Below are 25,208 nucleotides of genomic sequence, written 5' to 3'. Positions count from 1 at the left end.
TAGCCTCCGACGGGAGCTATGAGGCCGCGAGGTGGCGGTGTGCGTCGACCCAGTTCGTGGAGACCTTCAGCGCGCCGAGGGTGCCGGGGGCAGGCCGGTCGTCGATGTAGGGCGCGCCGCCCTGCTCGACGGGCAGCAGCAGCCAACGGGCCGCGGGCCTGGCGGTCGCCTTGTCCGCCAGGCGCTCCAGCACGCCCAGCCGGTCGTAGCGTGCCAGAGGCGCCGCCTCGACGATCAACAGCGGCTCCGGATCCGTGACCAGCCGTTCCTCCAGCCCTGCCGCCGCGAGCGCGACGAGCCTGCGCAGGTTCGCGGCGTCCTGCGGGGCCGCGTCCGGGCGGTCGGAGCGGAGTGCCAACGACCAGTCCACACGATGGGCGTCGGCGACCGCCCGCATCGCGGTGAGCAACTCGGCGGTGACGTCGACCACCTCGGCGCCGAAACGGGCGCTCAGCGCGGCGATGGCGTCGGTGTAGAAGCGGTAGTCCACGCTGAGCGTGATGAATCCCCGCTCGCTTGACGACAGCGCCATGCGGCGCTCGAAGGCGGCGAACTCCTTGTCACTCAAGCCTCCGCCGAGGCTCGTCAGTCCCCGGCTCCGGGCGGACGGGAGGATGGTGCCCTGCACCTTGCGCGGCTCGTAGGTGCCCCTCTCGAAGACCAGCGGGACACCGGCCTTCTTGAGAAGCGTGTTGAGCTTGCGCGGCTCCTGCTCCGGGGGGTCCTCCGGGAAAGCTCCGACCTTCGGGTATCGGGCGCGCACCCGCACCTTGAGCTGCTCGGGGTTCATGCCACGGCGGACCACACCGAGCGAGGAGGCCATCTGCTCCAAGGCCCGGCGCGGGTCCAGCCCGTCGGGGTAGATCTCCCCGCGGCCGTTGGCGGCGGCCGTACGCGAGGCGGCGGCGGCCAGCAGCGCCAGCCGTTCGGCGGGAAGCTCCGCGCACCCCTGCGGCAGCCGTACGGAACGCAACCTGGCCTCGGTGTGCGCGGTGGTGGGAAGCGGGCTCTCGGCGGCGAGGTGGTCGGCGGCCTTGCCGAGCCGTACGGCGTAGTCGAGCAGGTCGGTGCCCGGCACGGCATCGGGATCGGTGGGCTTCTCCAGCGCGACGATCACCGAGTTGTGCGAGTGCCGCTGCAGGAGCCTGGCCTCTCCACCGCGCTCGGCCTCGACCTCGACGGCCGCGCGGACCAGGCCCAGCGCGCCACGCATCCATCGCTCCCCCACCGCGCCGGGACTCCGGGAGGCGAGCAGTGCCTCGGCGATGCCGGTCGCGGAGATCACTCCCCCGGCGTCCTCGACGATCTCGACGATCTCGTCGCGGACCTGGGTGAGGCTTCTCCTCGACCGCCAGCCCTTGCGGGCCTTGGGGATGATCTGGCTGACCCTGCCCCTGGTGACCCCGGCCGCCTGCGCCAGCTCGACACTACCCGGCCAGCCGGAGGCGGAGGTGGTGTCCTCCAGCCCGAGGTAGAGCCGCAGCACCTGCGCCTCCGCGGAGTCCTTGTGAAGATTCTTCGGCACGAGGGAGCCGAGCACCGAGCCGATACCTCTGTCGGAGCCGTCCTGGAGATCCTCCGCCTCCGGGGCGGAGGTGACCGGCTGGAGCCTGCCGCGCCACTGCTTGGCCCTGCGCCTGATCTCCCGCTTGGTGGGTTCTGCCACGCCGGAGAGCCGTGAGAGCTCGAACGGGGAGCGGGCCAGCAGGTCGCGGACGGTCCTGACGTCGATGCGGTGCAGCGCGTCGACCGCGCGGGGGGTGAGACCGGCCGAGGCGATGGCGGTGTCGAGAACCGCCTTGGCCGCCGCCTGGTCGAGCTCCTCTCCCGTGATCGGGTTGACGCTGGTCGGCGTGGCCGCGGCGGGCGGGACGGATTCGAAGGCCGACTGCCAGGCGATCCGCATCGTCTCGATCGAGTCGTGACGGGCCTTGACGTCGCGCGAGAGCGCCTCACGGAAGAAGGCGATCACCCCGTCGCGAGCCGGCCCCGGCTCGAAATCGGCGGGATCGATGGTGACGTCACTGTCGATCAGCGCCGGGTGGCTGCCGCCGGTGCCGTAGGTGGGGGTCCGGCCGGTGGCCATCTCGTAGAGGGTGACCGCCACCGCGTAACGCTCGGCCGCCGCGTCGTAGCGGGGCCGGTGGATCGGATCGAAGAACGGGTCGAGGTAGGGCGGGGTGCCGACCCCGGTCTGCTCCAGCGGCGCCCTCGACAGGGAGAAGTCGAAGAGCGACAGGTGCACCTCGTGGTTCTTGCCCCGCTCACGGAAGGCGAGGTTGTCGGGTTTGATGTCGCGGTGGTTGACTCCGGCGAGGTCGAGCGCGGCGAGGATCTCCAGCAGATCCCGGCCCCAGCGGCCGAGGAAGTCGAGCGAGAGGCGCCCCTCCCTGCGGATCATGGCCGCCAGGCTCTCCCGACCGGCGTCCTCCAGGAGCAGCGCCGTACGGCCCCCGACGACCAGCGGTCCTTCCAGGCTGCGGGCGATGCGTGGTTCGCGGGCCAGATGCAGCACCTCGGCCTCGTCCAGCAGCCTCCGGCGGGCGCCGTCCTCGTCCAGCGCCACCTTCAGCACGGCATGGCCGTGCTGGGAATCCTTGACGAGCAGGGCGAGGGCGGTGGAGCCCTGGCCGAGCCGTTGGACGACCTCGAATCGGCCTGGCTGCTCCCTGGCGCCGATCATCGAGCCGGGCGTCGCGTCCAGCGGGTCGACCTGCTGGGCGACCTCCTCTTTCAGGAGGAAGTCCCGGATCAGGTTCTCGAGCTCCTGGGCGAATTTCTCCGCCGACTCCGTGCGCAGGTCGATGTCACCCGCGGTGGCGTTTCTGATCAGGTCGATCATCGCCTGTGAGGCACCGTCCAGCTCGACGCCGACGTCGAGCCCCCGCTCCCTGGTGAGCCGTTGCTGGAGCTCCTCGCTGCTGTCTGCCGGGGCGTCACCCGTGAAGATCAGGAACGACACGGATCCGAGACCGAAGACGTCGGCCAGAATCGGATCGGCGTCGAGGTTGTGGAGCGTTTCGGGCGCGATGTACCCATGGGCGGCCCGGTCGGTCGACGCCTCCAGGGTGCGGGTGCCCGCGGCGTAGCTGCCGTGGCCGGGTGAGCCCGGCGCGAGGCGCCCGGCGGTGTGCCAGTCACGGACCCGCACGCCGTACCGGTCGTGCGCGAGGGTGCGGACGAAGATGGACAGCGGACTGAGCCTGCGGTGCACCAGCCGTCGCGAATGCGCGTAACGCAGGGTGTTGGCCAGCGTGCGGACCAGCTCGATCCGTTTGTCGACGGAGAGCCCTCCCGCCTTCTGCCGGAGAAAGTGGTCCAGGCGCACCTCGCTCGCGTCGTGGTCGAACACGACGGCGAGACCACGGTCGTGCTCGTAGAACTCGATCGCGCGGGCGATGCCCGGATGATTGACGTTCTCCAGGGTGACGAACTCCCGCTTGGCGGCCCGGAGGGTCGCCGCGCGCTCCTCGTCGGAGACGCTCCGGTCGACCAGGTAGAAGCGGACCCGCCGGACGCTGTCCAGCATGGGGTGACGGGCCAGGTAGTCCTGCCAGCCGGGGCCCTCGGCCAGGGGAGTGTCTGCCAACTCGAGGTTGCCGACCCTGCGATGCCGGACGCTGGGACGCACACCCGCCTTGTTGATCAGTCTGGCCAGCTCCACCGAGCGTTTACGGTCGACGGCGTTGCGGGGATTTCCCGGTATGACGGCCAGCTCGTCCTTGATGAGCTCGTCCAGCCCCTCGGGGCCCTGGCCGTCGATCCGGTAGACGCCGTACCTGCCTCGGTCCGTGAGCTTGACCTCGGTGGACGGCTGGTGAAGGACCACGCCCGCGTGCACGAACGGCAGGTCGCGCCCGCCTGCGTCGATGAGGAGCTGCTTGAAGTGCTTGGCCTTGGTGTCGGCGAGGATGCGGGGGTTGTCCTCGGCCCTGTCGTTATGGAGCCAGGTCTGGTGATCGCCGATGATCCGGCCGGACCAGTGCTTGAGCTCCAGCAGGTAGATGCCGCCCTTGCCGATGACGAGGAGGTCGACCTCGTACTGACGACCGCTGCGGGTGGTGAAGGTGAAGTTGCTCCACGCCCGGTAGGGATCGTCATCATCCAGTTTCGCCTTGATCGCGGCGAGACCGCCCCGCTCATGGGTGTGCTCGGAGGGCGTGACCTCCACCCAACGCCTGCTTCCGGACTCCACGTGCTCCTCCGTTCCTCGGCGCAGAGTCTAGTGCCGAGGCTGACCTCCTTTCCTATGGTCAGGCCTCTCGGGTCACGATGTCCCGGAACCAGTCCAGGCAGCCGACCACCACGTCCCAGACGCTCTCGGTGGCGAGCGAGGTCACCCTGAACGACGGGTAGAGATCCAGTTTCGCCAGCGGGATATCCACCTCAGGGGCGGCGTTGAGCCGTTCCCTCAGCTCCTCCCGGACGGTGACATCGTCAAACGGATGCCTTTTCGCGAGGGTCCCGAAGGGGATCTCCACCTTCTTCGGGTAAATCCGGATCGCTGCCAGCACCTCATTGCCGCGCTTGACGACGGGGGCGCAGGAGGCACCCCCCGAGCCGTACTGGATCTCGCCTCCTCCTGATTTCCAGTGCTCCAGCAGCCGCTGGACCGCTCCTGCCGCCTGTGGCCCGTTCGCCTCGCCGAGCTGCTCCAGGAAACGCCGCTGCGGATCCGCGATGTGCTGGTGCTCGCCCGGCGCCAGCTCTAACTCGCGCAGGCTCTCGGCACTCGGCAGGCCCAGCAGAGTGGCCAGTTCCCGGGCCGTGATCCGTTGCGCCGCCTGCGCCCGGCCCAGCTCGTCGAGCTCGATGCCCTCCGCCTGCAGCGCGCCCATCGCCTGACGCAGCTCAACCCGGCTCACCGAGCGCCCCTCCGTAGGCGGCTCTCCGTCCGACGTCAGCACCCGGTGGCCGTTGAGCACGCTCTCCCTGTCGAGGTACACACGCACCGGAAGGGCGTGTGAGCCGATCAGCTCTGCGAGGTCGCTGTAGGAGGTCCAGGTCGCCGGCGGGAGCGCGGCGAGCGCCTGGGTGAGCAGGGTCCAGTCACGCGAGGGCGCCCCACCCCGATCCGCGGTGAGCGGGCCGGGCCAGATCTCGATCGCCCGGTCGGCGAGCTCTCCCGCCCTGGCGAGAATCTCCGCCTTCCCCCATCTGGTCTCCGTGGCGATCTGTTGGTTCATCTCGATCCCACTGCGCAGGAAGAACTCTTTTTTCTGCTCGAAGGGGATGTTCCCGAGCTCGGAGTTGTAGCCGCTCAGGGTGAGGTTGCCCAGGGTGTGGACCAACTCGCTGTGCAGGAGCTTGGGATTACTGCTCTCTACGGCCAGCTCGCGCAGCCACGCGTCCGTCGGGCTCTGCGGCAGCACGTGCTCAATGGTGATCTGCTTGCCGGAGAGGTCGGCCCGTTCCTTGGCCGGATAGCTCTCCTCCAGTCGACGCAGTACAAGTTTTTGCTGCGACCGGGCTCCTTGCCAGTAGAAGGACTTCTCCGCGAAGTCCCGGCGGAATTCCTCGTCCGACGACCAGTAGAGCCGGGCAGGGGACAGCTCGACCTGGACGGTCTCGTTCACCGGCTGGTCGGCCGTCAGCTGCCCGGTGAGCCGCTGGAAGATACGGTTCAGGTTGGCGCTGGTCACCCGTCCGACGAGCCGCCGGACGACGAAGCTCTCGATCAGCTGCAGCGCCATCACGACCTCCTCGTCGGTCGCGTCTCCCTGCTCGCGCAGCTCCAGGAGCCGCATGATCACCGGATAAGCCGTCGTCGCCTTGAAGTCGTTGAGGAATGCGATCCTGGCGCCGATCTCCGTTTTCTCGTCCGGTCGGAGAATCTGATCGAGTTGGCGTGCCCGCCTGGCGAGCTCGCGAACGTACTGCTCGATTTTCTCCTCGTCTTCTCCCATCTCGCCCAGCAGTTCCTGATGCCCGCGGTAGACGTCGTTGTACTGGGCCTCGTCTCCGCGAGCGAGAACCAGGACGAGATACATGAGCTGGTCGAGGCCCTTTGCGTCCAGGAGTTGCTGGGTCGGAAGCCAGTACCGCTCGTAGACGTCCGCGCCTCGGGTGGGGAGACACATAAAGACGTAGTTGCGAATGAGGTCAACCTGGCTGAGTTTCATCCCCGTGTTGTTGATCGACTCGAAGATACGGAAGACGTTGTCCTCCTTCTCCACCACGATCTGGACGAGGTCGAGCTGGTCGAGTATCACCAATTCGACTCGGTGGATGTCGTGCAGGTCCGCTGGGTCGTCGATCTCGACCAGTTTCTGGCGGAAGAATTGGTAGGCCGTACCGACGCGCCCGCTGACCCGTTCGTCGTTGGCTCCGTCAACACACGCCGTGAATGCCTGACGATCTGCCTGAGTGGGCAGAAGACGGTAGCGCCGCTCTCCCTGCTGGTAGCGGTTGACCAGGTGGAGATCGTTGATGCGGTCGCGGTGGCCGGGGTCCTCGGCCGCCTGGTGGTCGCGGAGCGCGCACAAGGCAAGCAACAGCGTGGTCAGTCGCTGCTGCCCGTCTACGACGATCCATTGCGAGTTCCCCGGAACGAGGTCAGGAGCAGGAGCAAGCACGACCGACCCCAGGAAGTGCCCGGCGCGCTGAGAGCTCTGGAGCAGGTCGGCCTGCTGGGTGATGTCCGTCCAAAGTCGTTGCAAATGATCGTTTTCCCAGGCGTAAGGACGCTGGTAGAGCGGCACCAACAGCTGTAGTTCGCCCTTGATCAGATCGCGAAGCGTGGTCTGGCTGGCTTTCACAGGGAGCCTTCTTAAGGAATGCCAAATGAGCCTAAATTTTGGCGATCTTCCCACATCCGCAAATTAGTCGCAAACGTTTCAATTTTCAGACATGCGAGCAATTTTCCGACTCCAGGACATCGCCGAGGATCCACAACGTGACTCCCCGGCCAGCGACCTGAGATTGCCTGGCCACTTCCCCGCCGACGTGTCACGAAAGTGATTGGCGAGGTCGATCGTGATCAGGTGTTAAGTGGCATCTCCGCTCCAGTCGTTCTGCGACGTCAGCCAGGCAAACCCGTTCACCCGCCATCCCTCATGAAGACCTTTTCAGCCACCGTCGAGAACAATCGGACGACGTCGAGGACGAAGACGAATCCCGGCACGCCGAGATGGCGCAGGGTGGAACCGTGGTCCACGGCGATGACGACGCAGACCCCCGGGAGGAGGAACCACCACCCACAGAACGCGATCACCCGAACCACTCGGGGCAGGGACCGGAACGAGTCCCGCAGCCGGTCGCAGTGGAACGGTAGGTACCGTCGCTCGTCGGCGTGGATCCTGGCTGCCACGTCCGAGGTGAGTCCATCTCCGCTTCTGTCACGCAGGGCCTGGTAATACCGGGGGGGGGCGATCACCTCCGCGATCATCAGCTCCAGCGCCCGGCGCAGCCGCACGAAGACCACATCGGTCCAGTGGCTTTTGACGGTCCGTGATGCCGGTCCGCCCGGTCACTTCGGTTCTGAGGGATGCCTTCAGGGGGCGAGCACGCAGAACTCATTGCCGTCCGGGTCTGCGAGCACCACCCAACCGGCGTTCGTGGGCTGCCCGATGTCCACCCGGCCGGCCCCCAGCCCGATCAGCCGCTTGACCTCGGCGTCCTGATCGTCAGGGTTGAGCTCGATGTGCAGGCGGCTCTTGCCGTGCTTAGGCTCGTCGAGCGGGAGGAAGGTCATCCCCGGATGGCTGAACTCGTCCTTGGCGATGGCCACCTCGCCCTGCGGACCCTCGAAGACGATCTGGTAACCCAACGCGCGAGCCCAGAAACCGGCTAACTTGGCGGGGACTGGGCTGTGGACTGCAAGGCAGAACCATGTGCTCGGCATGACCGGGTTTCTATCGTGTGCTCCACGGTCGAGCCCAGGCTCTGCAAGGCGAACGGGCAGCGACAGCGTGCGATCTTCATCTGAAGCGCGGTCACGGGATGCACCGGTTGAAACCACTCGTTCAGGTGATCCGGCAGCCGTGACATCCGAGCTCGCCTCTTCAAAAAGGGCAGGTGGAGGCAAAAGTCGCTTTAGGCGACGTCGCGGGCGGCGTGGAGCGCGGGCGCCGCCCATATGTTCACCGATGCTCGTAATGCTGATATGCCACGACGTCGCGAAGCGGGTAGCACGCTCAATGATCTCCACCGATGAACAGCGCACGGTCGGCGGCCGGAAAGGCGGAGGCCGATGATCGCGGTGCTCCTGGCCGTGCTCACCGCCGCGTGCAACGCCCTCTCATCGGTGCTGCAGAAGCGTGCGACGCGAGCGGTTCCGGAAAGCGACGCGTTCAGGCTCGCGCTGATCTGGGACCTGATCCGGAACCCGCTGTGGCTGGGCGGCCTCGGCGCGCTCATCGGAGGCTTCGTCTTCCAGGCCGCCGCGCTGAACTTCGGCGGCCTCGCCCTCGTGCAACCCATTCTTGTCATCGAACTGCCCTTCACGATGATCCTTCTCTCGTGCATGCTGCGCGTCATGCTGGACCGGAAGACGTGGCTGGCCGTCGGCATCCTGACCGCCGGGCTGACCGTCCTGCTCGCCAGTGCCAATCCGACGGTGGGAGACCGAATCCCGAGCCCGGTCGAATGGATGATCGCCATGATCGTGACGGTCGGCATCATCGGATACCTGGTCATGCTGGCGAAGCTCAGGCACGGCGAGTCCAGGGCGGTCCTGCTCGGGGTCGCGTCCGGCCTGGGATTCGCCTTCACCGCAGCGCTGATCACCGAGAACACCCGGGTCTTCGCCGAGGACCCGCCCAGTCTGCTGACCACCTGGCCGCTGTATTCCATGATCGCGGCGGGCCTGGTCAGCCTCTTCCTCCTGCAGAACGCGCTGCAGAGCGGAAGCCTGGTGACCGTGCAACCCGCGCTCAACGTCACCGACCCCGTCTCCAGCATCGGGTACGGCGTCGCGTTGTTCGGAGAGGACATCCGGCTGGGGCCGTGGGTCATGCTGGAGTTGCTCGGCCTGGGGTTGATCCTCTACGGCAGCGTCCGGCTGGCCCGATCGTTCGTCCATCGGCACGGTGAGACCGGCGCCCCGGAGAAGTGAGCGGCGTCCCGGCGTTCCCGGAAGAGTGAGCGGCGCCCCGGCGTGCGACGGACGCGATCAGAGTCCCGGAGGAACGAGGAAGGACTCGGCGGGCGACAGGGCGAACAGGGCCGCCCCCCGTGCGACCTGCCGGTCGCGTTCCTCGTCGCGGCCGAACCGGTCCAGGGCGGCGAGCAGTTCCCCCGCGTCCCGCGCGTACACGCTCAGCCCGGCCAGCGCCATGGCCCTCGCGCCGTCCCTGCCGTGGCCGGGGATCGGCCGGTAGGAGATGACCGGCACCCCGGCCGCCATCGCCTCCCTGCACGTCACCCCTGCCGCGTTGTCCACCAGCGCGTACGCGGCGGCCATCAGCCCCGGCATGTCGTCGCACCAGTCGAGGGGCAGGCCGACATGCCGCAGGCGGCGGCGCAGCTCACGATTGTGCCCGCAGAGGACGACGGGCAGGTACTGTCCCGAGCGCGCCAGGACGCGGGCCGTCTTCTCGACGTCGCCCACACCCCACGAGCCGGCCGAGACGAGGACCAGCCGATCGTCCGCGCGGGCCCCGATCCGGGACCGCGTCGACGCGGCGCCGTTCTCGGATCGCCGGAACCCCAGGCGTACGACGGGAGCGTGACACGACACCGGACAGCCGGTCGCCGTGTGGACGGCGTGGGCGGTCGCGAGGTCCGGGCACAGGTACCGGTCGTTCCCCGGATGCAGCCAGAGCCGATGCGCCGCGAAGTCGGTCAGCAGGACGGTGCTGGGGACCGGCAGCCGGCCGTACCGCCTCAGATGACCGGCCGCCTGCGCGGCCATGTGGAAGGTCGAGACGACCTCGGTCACCTGCCTGCTGCGGATCAGTCTTCTCAGCCGTGCCGCGACCACGATCGTCAGCGGCGACACCGACGGCGCCCGGTCCGACACGAAGAAGACCCGGTAGATCAGCGCGTACAGCCAGGGGGCGGAGCGCACCATCCAGCCGTACCACCCGCGCAGCGCCACCCCCAGCCGCAGCGGGAGCAGGTCCAGGATGTCGACCACCTCGGCTTCGACGCCCTCGGCGGCCAGCCGCCTGACCAGTTCCGTCGCGATCACGTCGTGCCCGGCCCCCATGCTCGCGCTGAGAATCAGCACCGCGGGCCGCGCCGGCGCCGCGCTCCCCCGCGCGTGAAACCGGCGCGACGAATCGCGCCGCGCGGCCCCTTTCAGCCGGATGGGAAACAACGAGTCACGGCGCGTTGACACATCAGGACCCCTTTCGCACGCGGGCATCGAACGGCGAAGCACGGCGCGGCGGCACATCATGGCCTTTCACATGCAGTTTTGAATCAACGAGGCGTGGCGCGTCGGCGCGTCGTGTCCCGCCGCGCGCAGACTTGAGGTGATGAACCGCGCCGCGTTGACACTCGCCGGGCTGGCCGCGCTCCACGTCGGCCCCGCCGCGACCTGGCTGCCGGCCGTACGCCGCCTGCTGCCCGGTCTCGCCGGGAGGGGGGCCGCCGGCCACGTCGCGCTGACCTTCGACGACGGGCCCGACCCGCGATCCACTCCCCGGTTCCTCGACGAGCTGGAGCGACTCGGATGCCGGGGCACGTTCTTCGTCCTCGGCCGGATGCTCGAACGCCATCCCGAACTCGGCCTCGACATCGTCGAACGGGGCCATGAGATCGCGGTGCACGGCTGGCGGCACGACAACGCCCTCCTCACCCGCCCGGGACGGACGGCCTCCGAGCTGAGCAGGGCCGCCGCGCTGGTCACCGCCGTCACCGGCGTCTGCCCCGCCTGGTACCGGCCGCCCTACGGCGTGCTCAGCGCCGAGGGCCTGGTAGCCGCCCGCGGGCTGGGGTTGCGGCCCGTGCTGTGGACCGCGTGGGGCAAGGACTGGACCCGGACGGCGAGCCCGGCCACCGTACTGGCCGCCATGGCTCCCGGCCTGCGCGGTGGGGCGACCCTCCTGCTGCACGACTCCGACTGCACCTCGGCCCCGGGTTCCTGGCGGGCGGGGCTCGGCGCCCTGCCCGAACTGGTGGACCGCTGCCGCGCCGCGGGCCTGCGGGTCGGGCCTCTGCGGGATCACGGCGTCCTTTCCGGCCGTCCGGCCCTCCGCGAGGTTTGCGAGACCACCGCCGTTTGAAGGCACGCCGATGAAGAAAGCCGCGCCGCATTTTGCGGTGAATTTTATTTCGAGCCGGTTTATGTCGTCCCCCTGAAAAAAAATATCAATTTACCGAAAACGAGACTGCGGCCAGATATCAAATATTTGCCCAGCTCACGCCCGATAAACACCAACGAACTACACCCCCGCGTTTATAGCGACTTACAACGGACAAGCTCAAATTCATGTATTCGGGGGGAGACGACGCACGAGACGTCGTGCGTCAGGCACACCGGGAGAACTTCCCGAACGCCGCGGGCGAAGCACGCCGTGAGAACCTTCCGGACGCCGCGCGTGAAGCACGCCGTGAGAACCTTCCGGACGTCGAGCGCCGGGCACGCCGGGAGAACTTCCCGGTCGCCTCGCGACTGCTGCCGCGCGGCCACCGCCGCCATCTCCTCGCGGTGTACGGCTTCGCGCGGTTCGTCGACGACCTCGGGGACGAACCGCAGACCGAGGATCCGCTCCGCCTGCTCGACGACGTCGACGCCGACCTCGACCGCCTGTACGCCGGGCGGGCTCCCCTCCTGCCGGCCGTCGGCACTCTCGCGCCGACCGTCGAGACCTGCTCCATCCCGGCCCAGCCGTTTCGCCGCCTGGTCGAGGCCAACCGGCGCGACCAGCTCGTCAGCCGGTACGACACCTTCGACGACCTGCTCACCTACTGCGAGCTGTCGGCGAACCCCGTCGGGCACATCGTGCTGCACGTGTTCGGCATGGCCGATCCCTCCCGGCTCGCACTGTCCGATCGCGTGTGCACGGCGCTGCAGATCATCGAGCACTGCCAGGACGTCGGCGAGGACCACGCGCGGGGCCGCGTCTACCTGCCGGGCGAGGATCTGCGCCGGTTCGGCTGCGTCGAGAGCGACCTCGCCGGGACGACCACCCCCACCCGGCTGCGCGGCGTCGTCGCGCTCCAGACCGAACGGGCCGGACGGCTGCTCAACGAGGGGGACCCGCTCATCTCCTCGATGACGGGCTTCGCCCGCGTCGCCGTCGCCGGCTACGTGGCGGGCGGCCTGGCCACCGCCGCGGCGCTGGCGCGGGCCGGTTACGACGTTCTCGGGCAGACCGTGCGCCCGCGCCGCACGCGGTTGCTGACCGAGTGGCTGCGAATCCTCAGGAGAGGGGGGTGCGGCCGTGGACATCTCTGACGCGTACCAGCACTGCGAGCAGGTCGTCCGCAAGAAGGCCCGGAACTTCTCCTACGGCCTCCGGCTGCTGCCGCCCCCCAAGCGCCGCGCGCTCAGCGCCGTCTACGCGCTCGCACGGCGGATCGACGACATCGCCGACGGGGACGAACCGGCCGAGCGACGCCTGACCCGCCTGTCCGCCACGCGGGTCGCGTTCGGCGCGGCGCCGTCCGCCCTCGGCACGGGGCGACCCGACTCCGAAGAACTGGTGCCGTCCACGCTCGGCGCGGCGCGACCCGACTCCGAGGAGCCGGTGCCGTCCACGCTCGGCGCGGCGCCGTACGACTCCGATGACCTGGTGCCGTTCGTCCTCGACACGGCACCGGGTTCCGAGGCCCCGACACCGTTCACGCCCGGCATGGCGCCCCCCGACCCCGGGGACCCGGTGCTGGTCGCGCTGTACGACGCCGCCTGCCGCTACCCTCTCCCGCTCTCCGCGTTCGAGGAACTGATCGACGGTTGCGTCGAGGACGTGCGCGGGGTGACCTACGAACGATTCGACGAGCTGCTGTCGTACTGCCGGTGCGTCGCCGGATCGATCGGCCGGCTGTCACTCGGAGTCTTCGGCACCGAGGACCCCGACGAGGCGATCCCCCTGGCGGACTCCCTCGGGGTGGCCCTGCAGATCACGAACATCCTCCGGGACGTACGCGAGGACCGGCTGGCCGGGCGGATCTACCTCCCGGCCGAGGACCTCGAACGATTCGGATGCACCCTGGACGTCGACGCCTCCGGCGGGTTCACCGACCCACCGGACCGGCTCGCCGCGCTGATGCGGTTCGAGGCCGAACGGGCGCACGAGTGGTTCGGCGACGGCATGCGCCTGCTGCCCGCCCTCGACGGACGCAGCGCGGCGTGCACGGCGGCGATGGCCGGCATCTACCGGTGCCTGCTCGACCGCATCGTGGCGGATCCCGCCGAGGCGCTGGCCACACGGCTGTCGCTGCCCCCGTGGAAGAAGGCGATGGTGGCGGTGCGCGCCCTCGCGGGGGCGGGCCGATGAGGAACGCCCCGGTCGCGATCGTCGGCGGCGGGCTGGCGGGCATCGCCGCCGCCGTCGCGCTCGGGGAGGCGGGCTTCCCCACCACGCTGTACGAGGCGCGGCCCAGGCTGGGCGGCGCGACCCATTCCTTCGTGCGGAACGGGCTGACGGTCGACAACGGCCAGCACGTCTTCCTCCGCTGCTGCACGGCCTACCGCGGCCTGCTCGACCGGATCGGCGGCACCGGGCGCGTACACGTTCAGGACCGGTTCGACGTGCGGGTGCTCACCTCGGCGGGACGGTGCGAGCGGCTGCGGCGCGGGGTGCTGCCGGGGCCGTTCCACCTGCTGCCGGCACTGGCGAGGTATCCGCTCCTGCGGCCGGCCGACCGGCTGCGCGCGATGCGGGTCTCGCTCGCCCTGCGCCGGCTCGACCCGGCCGACCCGGCACTGGACGAGATCGATCTCGGAAGCTGGCTGGCCGCCCACGGGCAGCGCGACGCCGCGCGACGCGCGCTCTGGGAGCTGTTCGCGATGGCGGCCCTGAACGTCGGCGTCGAGGGCGCGGCCCTGGGTCCGGCGGCGATGGTCTTCAAGACCGCGCTGCTCGGCCGGGCGGACGCCGCCGACATCGGCGTTCCCTCCGTGCCTCTCGGTGAGCTGCACGGCAGCGCGGCTCAGGCCGCCATCGCGCGCCGCGGCGGTGCCGTACGACTGTCGGCGAAGGTCACCGCCATCGAGCCGGGCCCGGTGGTCGTGGTGGACGGCACCCGGATCGAGGCGTCGGCGGTCATCGTCGCCACACCGCACGAGCAGGCCGCGACCCTGGTGCCCGGTGAGGCCGTACCCGGCAGGAGCCTCTGGAGCGGCCTCGACGCGAGCCCGATCGTCAACGTGCACGTCGTCTACGACCGGCGGGTCACCTCGGTGCCGTTCGCCGCGGTCGTGGACTCTCCCGTGCAGTGGGTGTTCGACAAGACACGCGTCTCGGGGCTGCAGGACGGGCAGTATCTCGCGATCTCGGTCTCGGCGGCGGACCGCTGGATCGACACCCCCACCGCACAGGTGCGGGGCGTGTTCGTGCCCGCCCTCGAACGGCTCTTCCCTGCGGCGCGCAAGGCTCGAATCGTTGACTTCTTCGTCACGAGGGAGCGTCGCGCCACCTTTCGCCAGGGCCCCGGCAGCGGCGCGCTCCGTCCCGGGGCCGCCACCCGGTGGCCCGGACTTTTTCTCGCCGGCGCGTGGACCGACACGGGCTGGCCCGACACGATGGAGGCGGCCGTGCGCAGCGGGCTCAACGCGGCTTGTTTGGCCAGGCAGCATCTGAAGAACGAGGACGCCCGGTGATCGCGGTCACCCCGCCGTCGGTCATGGCCGCGCGCGGGCTCGTGGAGCCCGTGTTACGGGACGCCGTGGCCCGGCTCGACCCTTTGACCGCGCGCGTCGCGGGCTATCACCTCGGCTGGTCCGATCCGGCGGGCGGGCCGGTCTCCTCGGGAGGCAAGGCGCTCCGTCCCGCGCTGACCATCCTGTCGGCGCGAGCCGCGGGGGGAAGCCCGGAGCGATACCTGCCCGCCGCCGCGGCGGTGGAACTCGTGCACGCGTTCTCGCTGCTCCACGACGACATCATGGACGCCGACCGGATGCGGCGGCACCGGCCGGCCGCGTGGACCGTCTTCGGCTGCTCTGCGGCCATCCTCGCCGGCGACGTCCTGCTCTCGCTCGCGGGGGAGTTGCTGCTGGACGGCGACACCCCCGGTCACGTACGGGCCGCGCGCACCCTGGCCGTCGCCACCCGGGAACTGGTCGCCGGGCAGGCGCTCGACCTGGAATTCGAGCAGCGCTCCGACGTGAGCCTGGACGAGTGCCGCCAGATGGCCACGCGGAAGACCGGCTCCCTGCTGGCCTGCGCGTGCTCGATCGGCGCGACGGCGGTGGACGGCCCGGCGCCGCTGATCGCGGCCCTGGCGGCGTTCGGCGCCGAGGCCGGCCTGGCCTTCCAGCTCACCGACGACCTGCTGGGCATCTGGGGAAGCCCCGCGATGACGGGAAAGCCGGTGCTGTCGGATCTGCGTTCCCGCAAGAAGTCGCTGCCGGTCGTCGCCGCGCTCACCGGCGGCACGGCGGCCGGCGACCGTCTGGCCCTTCTCATGGACGGTTCGGAGCCGCTTTCCGAGGCCGACCTGTGGGAGGCCGCCCGGCTCGTCGAGGAGGCGGGCGGGCGATCCTGGGCCGAGACGGAGGCCAAGCACCGGCTCGACGCCGCCGAACGCCATCTCGACGCCGCCGACATGCCCCCGGACGTCCGTGCGGAATTCCTGGACATCGCCCATTTCCTCGCTTCCAGGGGCTGCTGACATGACCACGATCGAACTCCTCGGCCTCACCCGCCCTCCTCGTCTCCCGAGGTCGCCGGCATGACCACCGTCGCCGCGCCCACCGCCGCCGCGCTCGCCCTTGACGCGGCGTGCGACCACCTGCTCGGCCTCCAGGATCCCCAGGGGTGGTGGAAGGCCGAGTTGCAGACGAACGTGACCATGGACGCGGAGGACCTGCTGCTGCGGGAGTTCCTCGGCATCCGCACCGAGGAGGACACCGCGGAGGCGGCCCGCTGGATCCGCTCCGAACAGCGCGACGACGGCACCTGGGCCAACTTCCACGGCGGGCCGGGCAACCTGTCCACCACGATCGAGGCGTACGCGGCGCTGCGGCTCGCCGGTGACCCGGTCGACGCGCCGCACATGCGAAGCGCGGCCCGGTTCGTCCGGGAATCCGGGGGGATCGAGGCCAGCAGGGTGTTCACCCGGATCTGGCTGGCGATGTTCGGGCAGTGGCGGTGGGAGGATCTCCCGGTCCTCCCCCCCGAGATGGTGTTCCTGCCGCCGTGGTTCCCGCTCAACGTCTACGACTGGGCCTGCTGGGCCCGGCAGACGATCGTGCCGCTCACCGTCGTGAGCGCGCACCGCCCGGTCCGGCCGCTCCCCTTCGACCTGGCCGAGCTGCGCACCGGGCGTCCCGCCCGGCCACGTCCGCGCGGGGTGTTCACCGCTCTCGACCGCGTCCTGCACCGCTACGAGCGGCGTCCCGTCCCCGGCCTGCGGGAGGCGGCGCTGAGACGCGCCGCCGAGTGGATCGTGGCGCGGCAGGAGGCGGACGGATCCTGGGGCGGCATCCAGCCGCCGTGGGTGTACTCGCTGATCGCCCTGCACCTGCAGGGCTACCACCTCGACCACCCGGTGATGAGGAAGGGCGTCCGGGGGCTCGACCGGTTCACCATCCGGGACGAGAGGGGGCGCAGGCTGGAGGCCTGCCAGTCCCCCGTGTGGGACACCGTGCTCGCCGTCAACGGCCTCCTCGACGCGGGCCTGCCCGGTGACCATCCCGCCCTCGTCAAAGCCTCCGATTGGCTGCTCGCCGAGGAGATCCGGAGCCCGGGTGACTGGTCCGTACGACGGCCTTCACTGCCGCCCGGCGGCTGGGCGTTCGAGTTCGACAACGACGGCTACCCGGACATCGACGACACGGCGGAGGCGATCCTCGCCCTCCGGCGGGTCCACCACCCGGACGTCCGGCCTGCCGTCGACCGCGCGGTGCGCTGGATCACCGGCATGGCGTCCCGCGACGGCGGCTTCGGCGCCTTCGACGCCGACAACACCCGTGAGCTGTGCAAGAAGCTGCCGTTCTGCGACTTCGGCGCGGTCATCGACCCGCCGACCGCCGACGTCACCGCTCACGTCGTCGAGGCGCTGGCGCAGGAGCGGCCGGACTCCCCCGTCGTACGGCGGGCCGTCGTCTGGCTGCTGAAGGCGCAGGAGGCGGACGGATCGTGGTTCGGCCGGTGGGGGGCCAATCACGTGTACGGCACCGGCGCCGTGCTCCCCGCGCTCATCGCGGCGGGCGTGCGGCCCGGCGCTTCGTGCGTGCGGCGGGCCGTCACCTGGCTGGAGGAGCACCAGAACGGCGACGGCGGCTGGGGGGAGGACCTGCGCTCGTACCGCGATCCCGCCTGGATCGGACGCGGCCACTCGACGCCGTCGCAGACGGCGTGGGCGCTCCTGGCGCTGCTCGCCGCGGGAGAGCGGTCACCGGCGGTGCGCCGGGGCGTGGAGTGGCTGGTCTCCCACCAGCGGGCGGACGGCACCTGGGACGAACCGTACTTCACCGGGACCGGTTTCCCGGGTGACTTCTACATCAACTACCACCTCTACCGGCTCGTCTTCCCGATCAGCGCGCTGGGCCGTTACGTGCGCTCGGGCGGCGAGGACCGGGAGGTGCCGACGTGAGCGGCCTGCTGATCTGCACCGCCCTGGGAATCGAGGCGCGAGCCGTACGGGGCGGCCTCTCGCGGGGCTCGCGGGACCGACTCCCGCGCGCCGTACGCGACGACCTCTCGCACATCTCGTGGAACGACCTCTCGGAGGCCTCGCGGGGCGGCCTTCCGCGCGCCTCACGGGGCGGCTTCCCCCGCGACCCGGGGAACGGACTCCCGGCCGGGGACGTGACGGTGATCCGGATCGGGATGGGGCCGGGCCGGGCCGCGAGCGCGGCGTTCGTGCTCCCGCCGACGGGAGCGGTGGCGGTGGTCGGCTTCGGCGGGGCCCTCGGCGGAGCCCTGCGTCCGGGAGACGTGCTGGTGGCGAGCGAGGTGCGCTTCGAGGGCCGGGTGCTGCCCTGCCCCTCGGCGCGTCTCCTCATCGGGGAGCTGACCCGGGCCGGCCTGGCCGCACGCAGCGGGCCGCTGGTCACCTCCGGTCACATCGTGACGGGAGCCGAACGGCGCCGGCTCGCCGTCGAGGGAGCGCTGGCCGTCGACATGGAGACCGGACCGCTGGCCGAGGCGGCGGCCGACCGGCCGTTCGCCGCCCTGCGCGTCATCGTCGACACCCCCGCCATCCCGCTGATCCGACCGGCCACGATACGAGGCGGCATCACGGCGTACCGCACACTGCGCAGGCTCGGCCCGATCCTCGCTCGCTGGGCGGCCACCACCGACCTCCCCTACGTACCGCTGACCGAGCGACCGCCGCCGATCCTCCGCATGCACGTCGAAGAGACCATCCACATGCCGCACATGCACGTCGAAGAGACCATTCGGTTCACACCATTCAAGGAGGTGCAATCCATATGACGATGCCAGTTCGCCAGCGCCTGCGTATCGGCGGCTACATCCTCCGCCAGAAACTCCGCGGACGTGCGAAGTTCCCGCTCCTGCTGGAGCTTGAGCCGCTGTTCGCCTGCAACCTGAAATGCGCGGGCTGCGGAAAGATCCAGCACCCCGCCGACGTGCTGAAGCGGCGCATGCCGGTCGAGCAGGCCCTGGCGGCCGTCGAGGAGTGCGGCGCCCCCATGGTGTCGATCGCGGGCGGGGAACCGCTCATGCATCCGCAGATCGACGAGATGGTCCGGAAACTGGTCGCCCGGAAGGTGTACGTGTTCCTGTGCACCAACGCGCTGCTGATCCCCAAGATGATCGACCGGTTCGAGCCCTCGCCGTACTTCGCGTGGACGATCCACCTGGACGGCATGCGCGAGCGCCACGACGAGTCCGTGTGCAAGGACGGCGTGTTCGACGAGGCCGTCGCCGCGGTCAGGGAGTGCCAGCGCCGCGGCTTCCGGGTCACCACCAACACGACGTTCTTCAACACCGACAGCCCGCAGACCGTCATCGACGTCCTCGACTATCTCAACGACGACCTTCGCGTCGACGAGATGATGATCTCTCCTGGCTACGCGTACGAGAAGGCGCCCGACCAGGAGCACTTCCTCGGCGTGCAGGAGACCAGGGAGCTGTTCCGCAAGGCGTTCTCCGGCGGGAACCGGCGGCGGTGGAGGTTCAACCACTCGCCGCTCTTCCTGGACTTCCTGGAGGGCAAGACCGACTTCCGGTGTACGGCGTGGGCGATTCCGTCGTACTCGCTGCTCGGCTGGCAGCGGCCCTGCTACCTCATGTCCGACGGCTACGCGGCGACCTACCGCGAGCTGATCGAGGACACCGACTGGGACGCCTACGGCCGGGGACGCGATCCCCGGTGCGCCAACTGCATGGCCCACTGCGGATACGAGCCGACCGCCGTGTTCGCCACGCTGACCTCCCTCAAGGAGTCGCTCCGCGCCCTACGCGACGGTTGAGAGGCCGTATCCCCCGCAGGGGCACGGGCCTGCCGGAGGTCCCGGCTCGCGGGGGACCGGGCCCCGTGCCCAGGAGTCGCTCCGGACCGTACGCGCGACGGCCGAGGGCTCACTGCCTGCCGAACACCCCGGCGAGCGCGCGGAAGGGGCCGGGGGCCGCGCCCTTCAGCCGTGCCGGCAGCCGCAGCCAGCCCGGGACGTACGTCTCGTCGCGGCCCCGCTCGACGGCGGCCACGACGGCCCGGGCGACCCGCTCGGCGGGGATCGGCGCGGGCCATCGGCGGGTGTACGGCGCGCCGCGCCGTTCGAAGAACGGGGTGTCCACCACCCCGGGCAGCACGACGGACACCCCGACCCCGCTCCCGCGCAGTTCGTACCGCAGGCTCTCGGCGAAGACGAGGAGGCCCGCCTTGGTCGCGGCGTACGCCGCCTCGTCCCGCACGCCGACCGCTCCGGCGATCGAGGCCACGTAGACGAGGTGCCCCCGGCCGCGCTCGATCATGGCGGGCAGCAGCGACCGGGTCAGGCGGAGGGGAGCCGTCAGGTTGCACGCGACCATGGGCTCGATGGTGTCGTCCGGCATCGTCGCGAACGGCCCGGCCCATCCGGTCCCCGCGTTGCAGACCAGGACGTCGACCGCTCCGGCGCGCTCGGCCGGCCCGGCGGCGTCCGTCGTGAGGTCGCAGACGAGCGCCTGCCCGCCGGTCTCCGAGGCGACGGCGTCGAGCCTTTTCTCATCACGACCGGACAGCACGACGCGGGCTCCCACCTCGGCCATCGCCCGTGCGGTCGCGGCCCCTATGCCCGACGACGCGCCCGTGATCAGCACGCGAGCCCCCGCGAGTCTCATCGTCACCTCGCCCTCGTCGGTCCGGGAGGGGGGAACTCCAACGTCGTCTCCGGTGTGGTTCCCTCCGATGCCCCGCCGTACGCACCGGCAGCACATCCTCTTGCCCAGGAAGAGGTGCCCGGCTCGCCGGTCGTCTGCCGCTCGGGCTCTGGCGTGAAGGCAACGCCCCTGTGATGTTCGGCCGGAGGGCCGATGGGAGTGCGCTCCGGAACCGTCCCGTTGGCTCAGGTCGTGCGCTCGGAGATGAACACGAACTCGCGTCCTGGGCGATCAGGGGCCTCTCGCACATCCAGCACTCGATAGCCGTTGGCGACCAGGCTCGATTCCACCTCGTCGCGACCGCGGAACCGGAGGGTCGAGTCGGAGGTGACCACCGTGCCGTCCGACAGGAACCTGTAGGTGTGACGAAAGGAGACGAACGGAAGACTCACGTCGGTGACCTCACGACACTGCTCCACCGGTCCGTTCCCTGGGACGTCGAGGGTGACCTGAGCAGCGGTGGAAGCCGACGGTGGAGGTGCCGAGCCGTCCGCCATCGGGCACCGTGCCGACGCAGGTGGCGACCTCGGACAGGTTGTCCCTGCACCGGTACGACGCGGCCGCGGTCTTCCCGAGCGGGTAAACCGCTCCATCGGTGGGCCTGGTGAGGGAGATCGTCGGCTTGGTGAGATCGACGGTCACCTTCACCGCCCGGTCACCGGAGATCGACACACGACGCCCGGTCGCCACCGTGCCCTCGACGGTCACGGTGAAGTCGCACGTGGCGTGTGGGAACACCGCCTTGAGCCGGCCGTCCGCCCCGGTGGTACCCAGGTTCCGCGGGCCGTTGCCGCAGTCGGCCCGCACCGGCGCCCCGGCCAGTGGCTGACCGGCATCCGAGAGCGCGGAGACCGTCACCGCGTTCAGCGCGTTGTGCGCCACCGCGCCGCCCACGACGTCAAGGGTGGTCTGCAGCCGCTCGGGGCTGATGTTGTCCATCGTGTCCGTCGGCCGGTGGTACTGCGGCTCGGTGACGTACGTCCCACCGGTCGGACCGCAGACGGCCGGCGGGGTCGGCGGCCGGTAGTCGAGCCAGATGAACAGCGCGGACGGGATGCCCACATCGTAGAACGCCTGGTGGTCACTCTGCCCGAGTCTGCAGTTGCCCAGTCCGTCGAACCCGGCGCGTGCGGCCGCGTTGTACGCCTCCTGGACCACGTGGTTCGACCGGCCGTCCGGGGTCAGCGCCCACAGCCGGGCCGGCTCGTACGGCGTGCCGACCATGTCCAGCTGCCACTCGCCGACGAACCGCGCCTTCTCCGCCGCGGTCAGCGTGTTCACGTACGCCTCCGCGCCGAGCAGGCCACCCTCCTCACCGCCGAAGCCGCCGATCCGGAGCTCCTTGTCCAGTGGATACCGGCTGAGCACCCGGGCGATCTCCAGGGAAACGCCGTTGCCCGAGGCGTCGTCGTGAGCGCCGGGCGCGCCCAGCACCGAGTCGATGTGCGCGCCGACCATGACGATCGGTGCGGTGGTTCCGGTCTGGTCGCCGACCGCGTGCCGGATGCCGATGACGTTGGTGCCCATCGGGTTCGCGTATTCGTTCGTCGCGATCGTCAGCGTCAGCGGCCCCTTGGCCAGGAGGTCTCTGATCCAGGCGCTGTGCGCGCTGCCACCGCCGATCACCGGGATCTCCGGCTGGGGCGTGGTGAGAGTGAACCACGGCGGCTCGGAGTCGCCGGTCGGGTAGGCCAGGATGACCGCGATCGCGCCGCGATCCACCGCGTTGGCCACGGCGGTGTTCCGGACCGTGCCGGTGTCGTCGTAGTCCATCAGCACGATCTTGCCCTTGGTATCCGTGGGGAACTCGGCGGCGGACTGGCCGGTCTTGGCGTCGACGACCTGCCCCTTCACGCCGGCGTCGCCGGTGAACTTCCCGCTGGTCGAGGCGTCCATCTGCCAGTTCGGTCCTCCGGGCAGGTCGGCGTCCGAGGACGTGACCTTCGCGACGTGCTTGGTCGAGACCGGGCCCCATGACTGGAGGGTCACCTCGAAGCCATAGGACTTCAGGATGCCGCCGATGTACTCCGCGCCCTCCCGCTCCTGCGGGGTGCCGTTCAGCCGCGGGCCGATGTCCACGGCGAGGCGCCGGATGTGGTCGACGGAGTTGGCAGAGTGGAACCGGCCGACGATCTCGCTGTCATAGTCCGGCAGCGGTACGTTCGTCACCGCGGGCGCGTCGGCCGTCAGACTTGGGCCGGGCGGCCCTTGAACCTGAACGCCGTCGGCGGCCGCCGACACGGTCTCGAAGGACAGTGCCGCCGCCAAGCCACCGATGACGGTGAGTCGTTTGAACCGGCGAGGTGGTCCGAGTGAACTCCTCACGGAGAACCTCCTGGTCAGGGCGGACGCGAAAGCCCGCGTGGCGTCCCACCTCCTGGGTCGCGGAGGGTGCGGACAAGGGTGGTGATCAGCGCCAGGCAGGCGGACAGGCAGGCAGGTGTGAACGATCCCGTAATGCCCCAGGTCCTGGCCGTGTACCTGTTCTATCCCGCACTCGTGGTCGCGGCGGGGAGGACACGCCCGAGTCTCTTGCCAAGGCGGGGCCACCTTCAGGTTCACGACCGATCACGACGACGAACCCGCCCTTTTCGACACGCGGTAGTGCGACATGGTCGCGTCCCACTCCCTGAACGGCGAAAACCCGCCGACCTTCAGATGCTTCGAGAGGGCGTGCGGAAGACCTGGCGGCCGTGCCAGTCGATGTGGTCGGACTCGACGGCGTCCATACCCGGTTGTGGGTCGCGGGTGGGCCGTCCGGCCAGGGACAGCACCATGTCGCGTGCCGAGGCCGATCGGCCGACGAACCTGGCCGAGACGGTGATGGTGCGATCGGAGGTCAGGCCCAGGACGCCCTTGTCGAACAGCTTGTGGTGGATGGCGCACAGGCACAGCCCGTTGGCCAGATCGTCAGGGCCTTCGAAGGCCCACCAGCGCACGTGGGCGGCGTCCAGGCCGACCGCTGTGCCGTCCAGCCAGCCGTCGTAGGCGCAGAACGCGCAGGCGTACTCGTAGGCCATGAGCACCTTCTCGCGGAAGGCGGGATCACGGCGCACGATGCCCGAAGGGGAGGGCTTGGCCGTCTCCAAGCCGTCCAGGTCCAGGCCGACCAACCGGCAGATGTCGGCGTGCAGAGAGGCTGGAAAGTTCGCGTCCAGCAGGAAGCGGGCGATCCCCGCCACCAGGCGAGGGTCTTCCGAGAGGGCACGAGCGAGGTCGGGATGCAGCCGGCCGGTGGCCTGGCCGTCGCGCAGGCGACCCAGTTCCGGGCCGGGGCTACCGGGACCGGTAACGGTGTCGACCAGCCACAAGCCGTCGCTGGTCAGGTGATGGAACGGGTAGCCGGGGCTGGTGTCGCGCGGCGGACCGTACTCCTTGAGCAGCCGCTTGAGGTCGACCTCGGCGGCGCTGAAAGGGATCGGCAGGTTGCCGCCGTGCTGCTGGAAGCGGCCCAGGACGTAGAGCAGCAGGAGCGGCTTGTGCGGCGCCCGCTCGCCACCGCGCGTCCAGCGCCGGATGCCTGCGATCCGCTCGGTCCAGTCCACAGTCGATCAGTCTATGGTGATCATGCCGACCCGTGACAGGCGCCGGCCGGACCCCGGCCCTTTCTGCGGGCGTCACCGGTGGAGCCCGGAACGCACGCCGAACGATCCCTCCTGTTCGCACCGTTCGACGTGGTGACCCCGGCCGCCCGCGAGTGGACCGGCGAACCGTGCCGGGCGGCCTCGGCTTCTCCGAACCGTCAGGAGAGTCGGTCGGTACGCGTTTTTGTCGGTGCCACCTGGCATGATCCGTCGATGCCGGAATCACGTGCCGCCTCGATCGCGTCCTTCTGGGATGCCGCCGCCTCCTCCTTCGACGAGGAGGCCGACCACGGTCTTCGCGACCCCCACGTCAAGGCCGCGTGGGCAGAGCGCCTGCGCTCGTGGATGCCCTCCTCTCCGGCCGACGTCCTGGACCTGGGCTGCGGCACCGGTTCCCTGTCCCTGCTGCTCGCCGAGCAGGGACACCGCCCGGCCGGAGTCGACCTGTCGCCGCTCATGGTCGAGCAGGCCCGGCGCAAGCTCGCCACGGCCGGTTTCGACGTCGCGGTGACGGTGGGCGACGCGAGCGATCCCCCGGCGGAGGCGGGAGCGTCCTTCGATGTGGTTCTCTCCCGCCATCTGCTGTGGACCCTGCCCGATCCCGAGGAGGCCCTGCGCCGCTGGGCCGGCCTGCTGCGACCGGGCGGGCGTCTGGTGCTCGTCGAGGGACGTTGGGCGATCAATGCCGAGCCCGACGACGACCGGTCCTACGACGTGGGATCCGCGTCGCTGCCGTGGGTGGGAGGGGTCAGGGCCGAGAGTCTCCTGCGGGCGCTGCGGCCGCTCACCGCGGACGCGCGCGTCGAGCCACTCACCGATCCGAGCCTGTGGGGCCGCCCGATTCAGGATGAGAGATACGCCGTCGTCGCCTTCGTGTAGCCGGCGACTTCATCCGCCGCACCCGCCGCATGCGACGCCGACGACCGATCGACGAGGCTGACCGTCGGCCTGACCGAGAGGCCGACCGGCCACCTCGGCCAGGAGCGGGCGAGTTGGGTCACAGCATGATCGCGATGCCGCAGTGTTCCCCCTGGCGTGGTGAAGACCCTGGTAGACGAGTTGATCTCCACAACCATGCTCGCCACAACCAGGAACTTCGCGTGCTGTTCTATCGCGCCGCCGTCGATGTGTCCGCTCAACGCCGCTCAACGCCGAACCACGCTGCTGGGCTGATCCGCAGACGACGCAAGGCGATCGGATCGACCTGACGGTCGCTCAACCCCGAGCGGCAGTCTCTGGT

The 25,208-nt window shown here is 70.1% G+C and carries 19 protein-coding genes; 10 read left to right on the top strand and 9 right to left on the bottom strand.

The genetic code is table 11. The features are described 5' to 3' along the window. Positions 1 to 16 precede the first annotated feature (16 nt). The 4 genes from pglW to J2853_RS44080 form a co-directional block, all read right to left on the bottom strand. Positions 17 to 4,195, bottom strand: a complete 4,179-nt coding sequence (gene pglW / locus J2853_RS44095; RefSeq protein ID WP_307567789.1) for a BREX system serine/threonine kinase PglW — start codon at positions 4,193 to 4,195, stop codon at positions 17 to 19. A gap of 58 nt (positions 4,196 to 4,253) precedes the next feature. Then, complete coding sequence (locus tag J2853_RS44090) at positions 4,254 to 6,758, bottom strand: DUF262 domain-containing protein (protein WP_307567787.1); 2,505 nt, start codon at positions 6,756 to 6,758, stop codon at positions 4,254 to 4,256. Positions 6,759 to 7,039: 281 nt separating this feature from the next. Next, positions 7,040 to 7,414 (bottom strand): hypothetical protein, encoded by a 375-nt coding sequence (locus J2853_RS44085; protein WP_307567786.1) that lies wholly within the window; start codon positions 7,412 to 7,414, stop codon positions 7,040 to 7,042. 78 nt (positions 7,415 to 7,492) lie between these two features. After that, on the bottom strand, positions 7,493 to 7,843 hold the full coding sequence (locus tag J2853_RS44080; protein WP_307567784.1) for a VOC family protein: 351 nt from the start codon (positions 7,841 to 7,843) through the stop codon (positions 7,493 to 7,495). Positions 7,844 to 8,191: 348 nt separating this feature from the next. On the opposite strand from J2853_RS44080, the gene J2853_RS44075 reads away from it, so the two are divergent. Further along, complete coding sequence (locus J2853_RS44075; RefSeq protein WP_307567783.1) at positions 8,192 to 9,055, top strand: DMT family transporter; 864 nt, start codon at positions 8,192 to 8,194, stop codon at positions 9,053 to 9,055. A 57-nt stretch (positions 9,056 to 9,112) separates the two neighbouring features. On the opposite strand, the gene J2853_RS44070 is transcribed toward J2853_RS44075, so the two are convergent. Further along, a complete protein-coding gene (locus J2853_RS44070) occupies positions 9,113 to 10,171 on the bottom strand; it encodes an MGDG synthase family glycosyltransferase (protein ID WP_307567781.1) in 1,059 nt (352 codons plus the stop codon). Between the two features lie 250 nt (positions 10,172 to 10,421). On the opposite strand from J2853_RS44070, the gene J2853_RS44065 reads away from it, so the two are divergent. The 8 genes from J2853_RS44065 to hpnH all read left to right on the top strand — a co-directional run bounded on the left by J2853_RS44065 (position 10,422) and on the right by hpnH (position 19,495). Continuing rightward, on the top strand, positions 10,422 to 11,171 hold the full coding sequence (locus tag J2853_RS44065) for a polysaccharide deacetylase family protein (RefSeq protein ID WP_307567779.1): 750 nt from the start codon (positions 10,422 to 10,424) through the stop codon (positions 11,169 to 11,171). Between the two features lie 206 nt (positions 11,172 to 11,377). Next, complete coding sequence (hpnC, locus tag J2853_RS44060) at positions 11,378 to 12,346, top strand: squalene synthase HpnC (RefSeq protein ID WP_307567778.1); 969 nt, start codon at positions 11,378 to 11,380, stop codon at positions 12,344 to 12,346. After that, positions 12,333 to 13,388, top strand: a complete 1,056-nt coding sequence (locus J2853_RS44055; RefSeq protein ID WP_307567777.1) for a phytoene/squalene synthase family protein — start codon at positions 12,333 to 12,335, stop codon at positions 13,386 to 13,388. Before hpnC ends, J2853_RS44055 begins: the two co-directional genes overlap by 14 nt. After that, positions 13,385 to 14,713: a hydroxysqualene dehydroxylase HpnE gene (hpnE, locus tag J2853_RS44050; RefSeq protein WP_307567775.1), complete on the top strand. Its 1,329-nt coding sequence runs from the start codon at positions 13,385 to 13,387 to the stop codon at positions 14,711 to 14,713. The genes J2853_RS44055 and hpnE overlap by 4 nt, the downstream gene beginning before the upstream one ends. After that, positions 14,710 to 15,723, top strand: coding sequence for a polyprenyl synthetase family protein (locus tag J2853_RS44045; protein WP_307567773.1), 1,014 nt, complete (start codon positions 14,710 to 14,712; stop codon positions 15,721 to 15,723). The genes hpnE and J2853_RS44045 overlap by 4 nt, the downstream gene beginning before the upstream one ends. 60 nt (positions 15,724 to 15,783) lie before the next feature. Then, positions 15,784 to 17,649, top strand: coding sequence for a squalene--hopene cyclase (gene shc / locus J2853_RS44040; protein ID WP_307567772.1), 1,866 nt, complete (start codon positions 15,784 to 15,786; stop codon positions 17,647 to 17,649). Then, a complete protein-coding gene (locus tag J2853_RS44035) occupies positions 17,646 to 18,494 on the top strand; it encodes a phosphorylase family protein (RefSeq protein WP_307567770.1) in 849 nt (282 codons plus the stop codon). Before shc ends, J2853_RS44035 begins: the two co-directional genes overlap by 4 nt. Further along, positions 18,491 to 19,495: an adenosyl-hopene transferase HpnH gene (gene hpnH / locus J2853_RS44030; RefSeq protein ID WP_307567768.1), complete on the top strand. Its 1,005-nt coding sequence runs from the start codon at positions 18,491 to 18,493 to the stop codon at positions 19,493 to 19,495. The genes J2853_RS44035 and hpnH overlap by 4 nt, the downstream gene beginning before the upstream one ends. 109 nt (positions 19,496 to 19,604) lie before the next feature. Here hpnH and J2853_RS44025 read toward each other — a convergent pair whose 3' ends face one another. The 4 genes from J2853_RS44025 to J2853_RS44010 form a co-directional block, all read right to left on the bottom strand. Further along, positions 19,605 to 20,345: an SDR family NAD(P)-dependent oxidoreductase gene (locus J2853_RS44025; RefSeq protein WP_307569032.1), complete on the bottom strand. Its 741-nt coding sequence runs from the start codon at positions 20,343 to 20,345 to the stop codon at positions 19,605 to 19,607. A gap of 224 nt (positions 20,346 to 20,569) precedes the next feature. Next, on the bottom strand, positions 20,570 to 20,776 hold the full coding sequence (locus J2853_RS44020; RefSeq protein WP_307567767.1) for a hypothetical protein: 207 nt from the start codon (positions 20,774 to 20,776) through the stop codon (positions 20,570 to 20,572). Between the two features lie 10 nt (positions 20,777 to 20,786). Further along, complete coding sequence (locus tag J2853_RS44015; RefSeq protein WP_307567765.1) at positions 20,787 to 22,709, bottom strand: M28 family peptidase; 1,923 nt, start codon at positions 22,707 to 22,709, stop codon at positions 20,787 to 20,789. A gap of 329 nt (positions 22,710 to 23,038) precedes the next feature. Next, complete coding sequence (locus tag J2853_RS44010) at positions 23,039 to 23,929, bottom strand: phosphorothioated DNA-binding restriction endonuclease (RefSeq protein ID WP_307567763.1); 891 nt, start codon at positions 23,927 to 23,929, stop codon at positions 23,039 to 23,041. A gap of 252 nt (positions 23,930 to 24,181) precedes the next feature. On the opposite strand from J2853_RS44010, the gene J2853_RS44005 reads away from it, so the two are divergent. Next, positions 24,182 to 24,847: a class I SAM-dependent methyltransferase gene (locus J2853_RS44005; protein ID WP_307567761.1), complete on the top strand. Its 666-nt coding sequence runs from the start codon at positions 24,182 to 24,184 to the stop codon at positions 24,845 to 24,847. The last annotated feature ends 361 nt before the right edge of the window (positions 24,848 to 25,208 follow it).

The sequence above is a fragment of the Streptosporangium lutulentum genome (assembly GCF_030811455.1).
Classification (GTDB): Bacteria; Actinomycetota; Actinomycetes; order Streptosporangiales; family Streptosporangiaceae; genus Streptosporangium; species Streptosporangium lutulentum.
Note: the sequence above shows the minus strand (reverse complement) of the source record. Positions and strands in the feature narration are given on the sequence as shown.

Coding starts and splice junctions, on each gene's coding strand:
- J2853_RS44075 (WP_307567783.1), top strand. CDS start 8,192: ATGATCGCGGTGCTCCTGGCCGTGCTCACCGCCGCGTGCAACGCCCTC.
- J2853_RS44080 (WP_307567784.1), bottom strand. CDS start 7,843: ATGCCGAGCACATGGTTCTGCCTTGCAGTCCACAGCCCAGTCCCCGCC.
- J2853_RS44025 (WP_307569032.1), bottom strand. CDS start 20,345: ATGAGACTCGCGGGGGCTCGCGTGCTGATCACGGGCGCGTCGTCGGGC.
- J2853_RS44005 (WP_307567761.1), top strand. CDS start 24,182: ATGCCGGAATCACGTGCCGCCTCGATCGCGTCCTTCTGGGATGCCGCC.
- hpnE (WP_307567775.1), top strand. CDS start 13,385: ATGAGGAACGCCCCGGTCGCGATCGTCGGCGGCGGGCTGGCGGGCATC.
- J2853_RS44065 (WP_307567779.1), top strand. CDS start 10,422: ATGAACCGCGCCGCGTTGACACTCGCCGGGCTGGCCGCGCTCCACGTC.
- hpnC (WP_307567778.1), top strand. CDS start 11,378: ATGTATTCGGGGGGAGACGACGCACGAGACGTCGTGCGTCAGGCACAC.
- shc (WP_307567772.1), top strand. CDS start 15,784: ATGACCACCGTCGCCGCGCCCACCGCCGCCGCGCTCGCCCTTGACGCG.
- hpnH (WP_307567768.1), top strand. CDS start 18,491: ATGACGATGCCAGTTCGCCAGCGCCTGCGTATCGGCGGCTACATCCTC.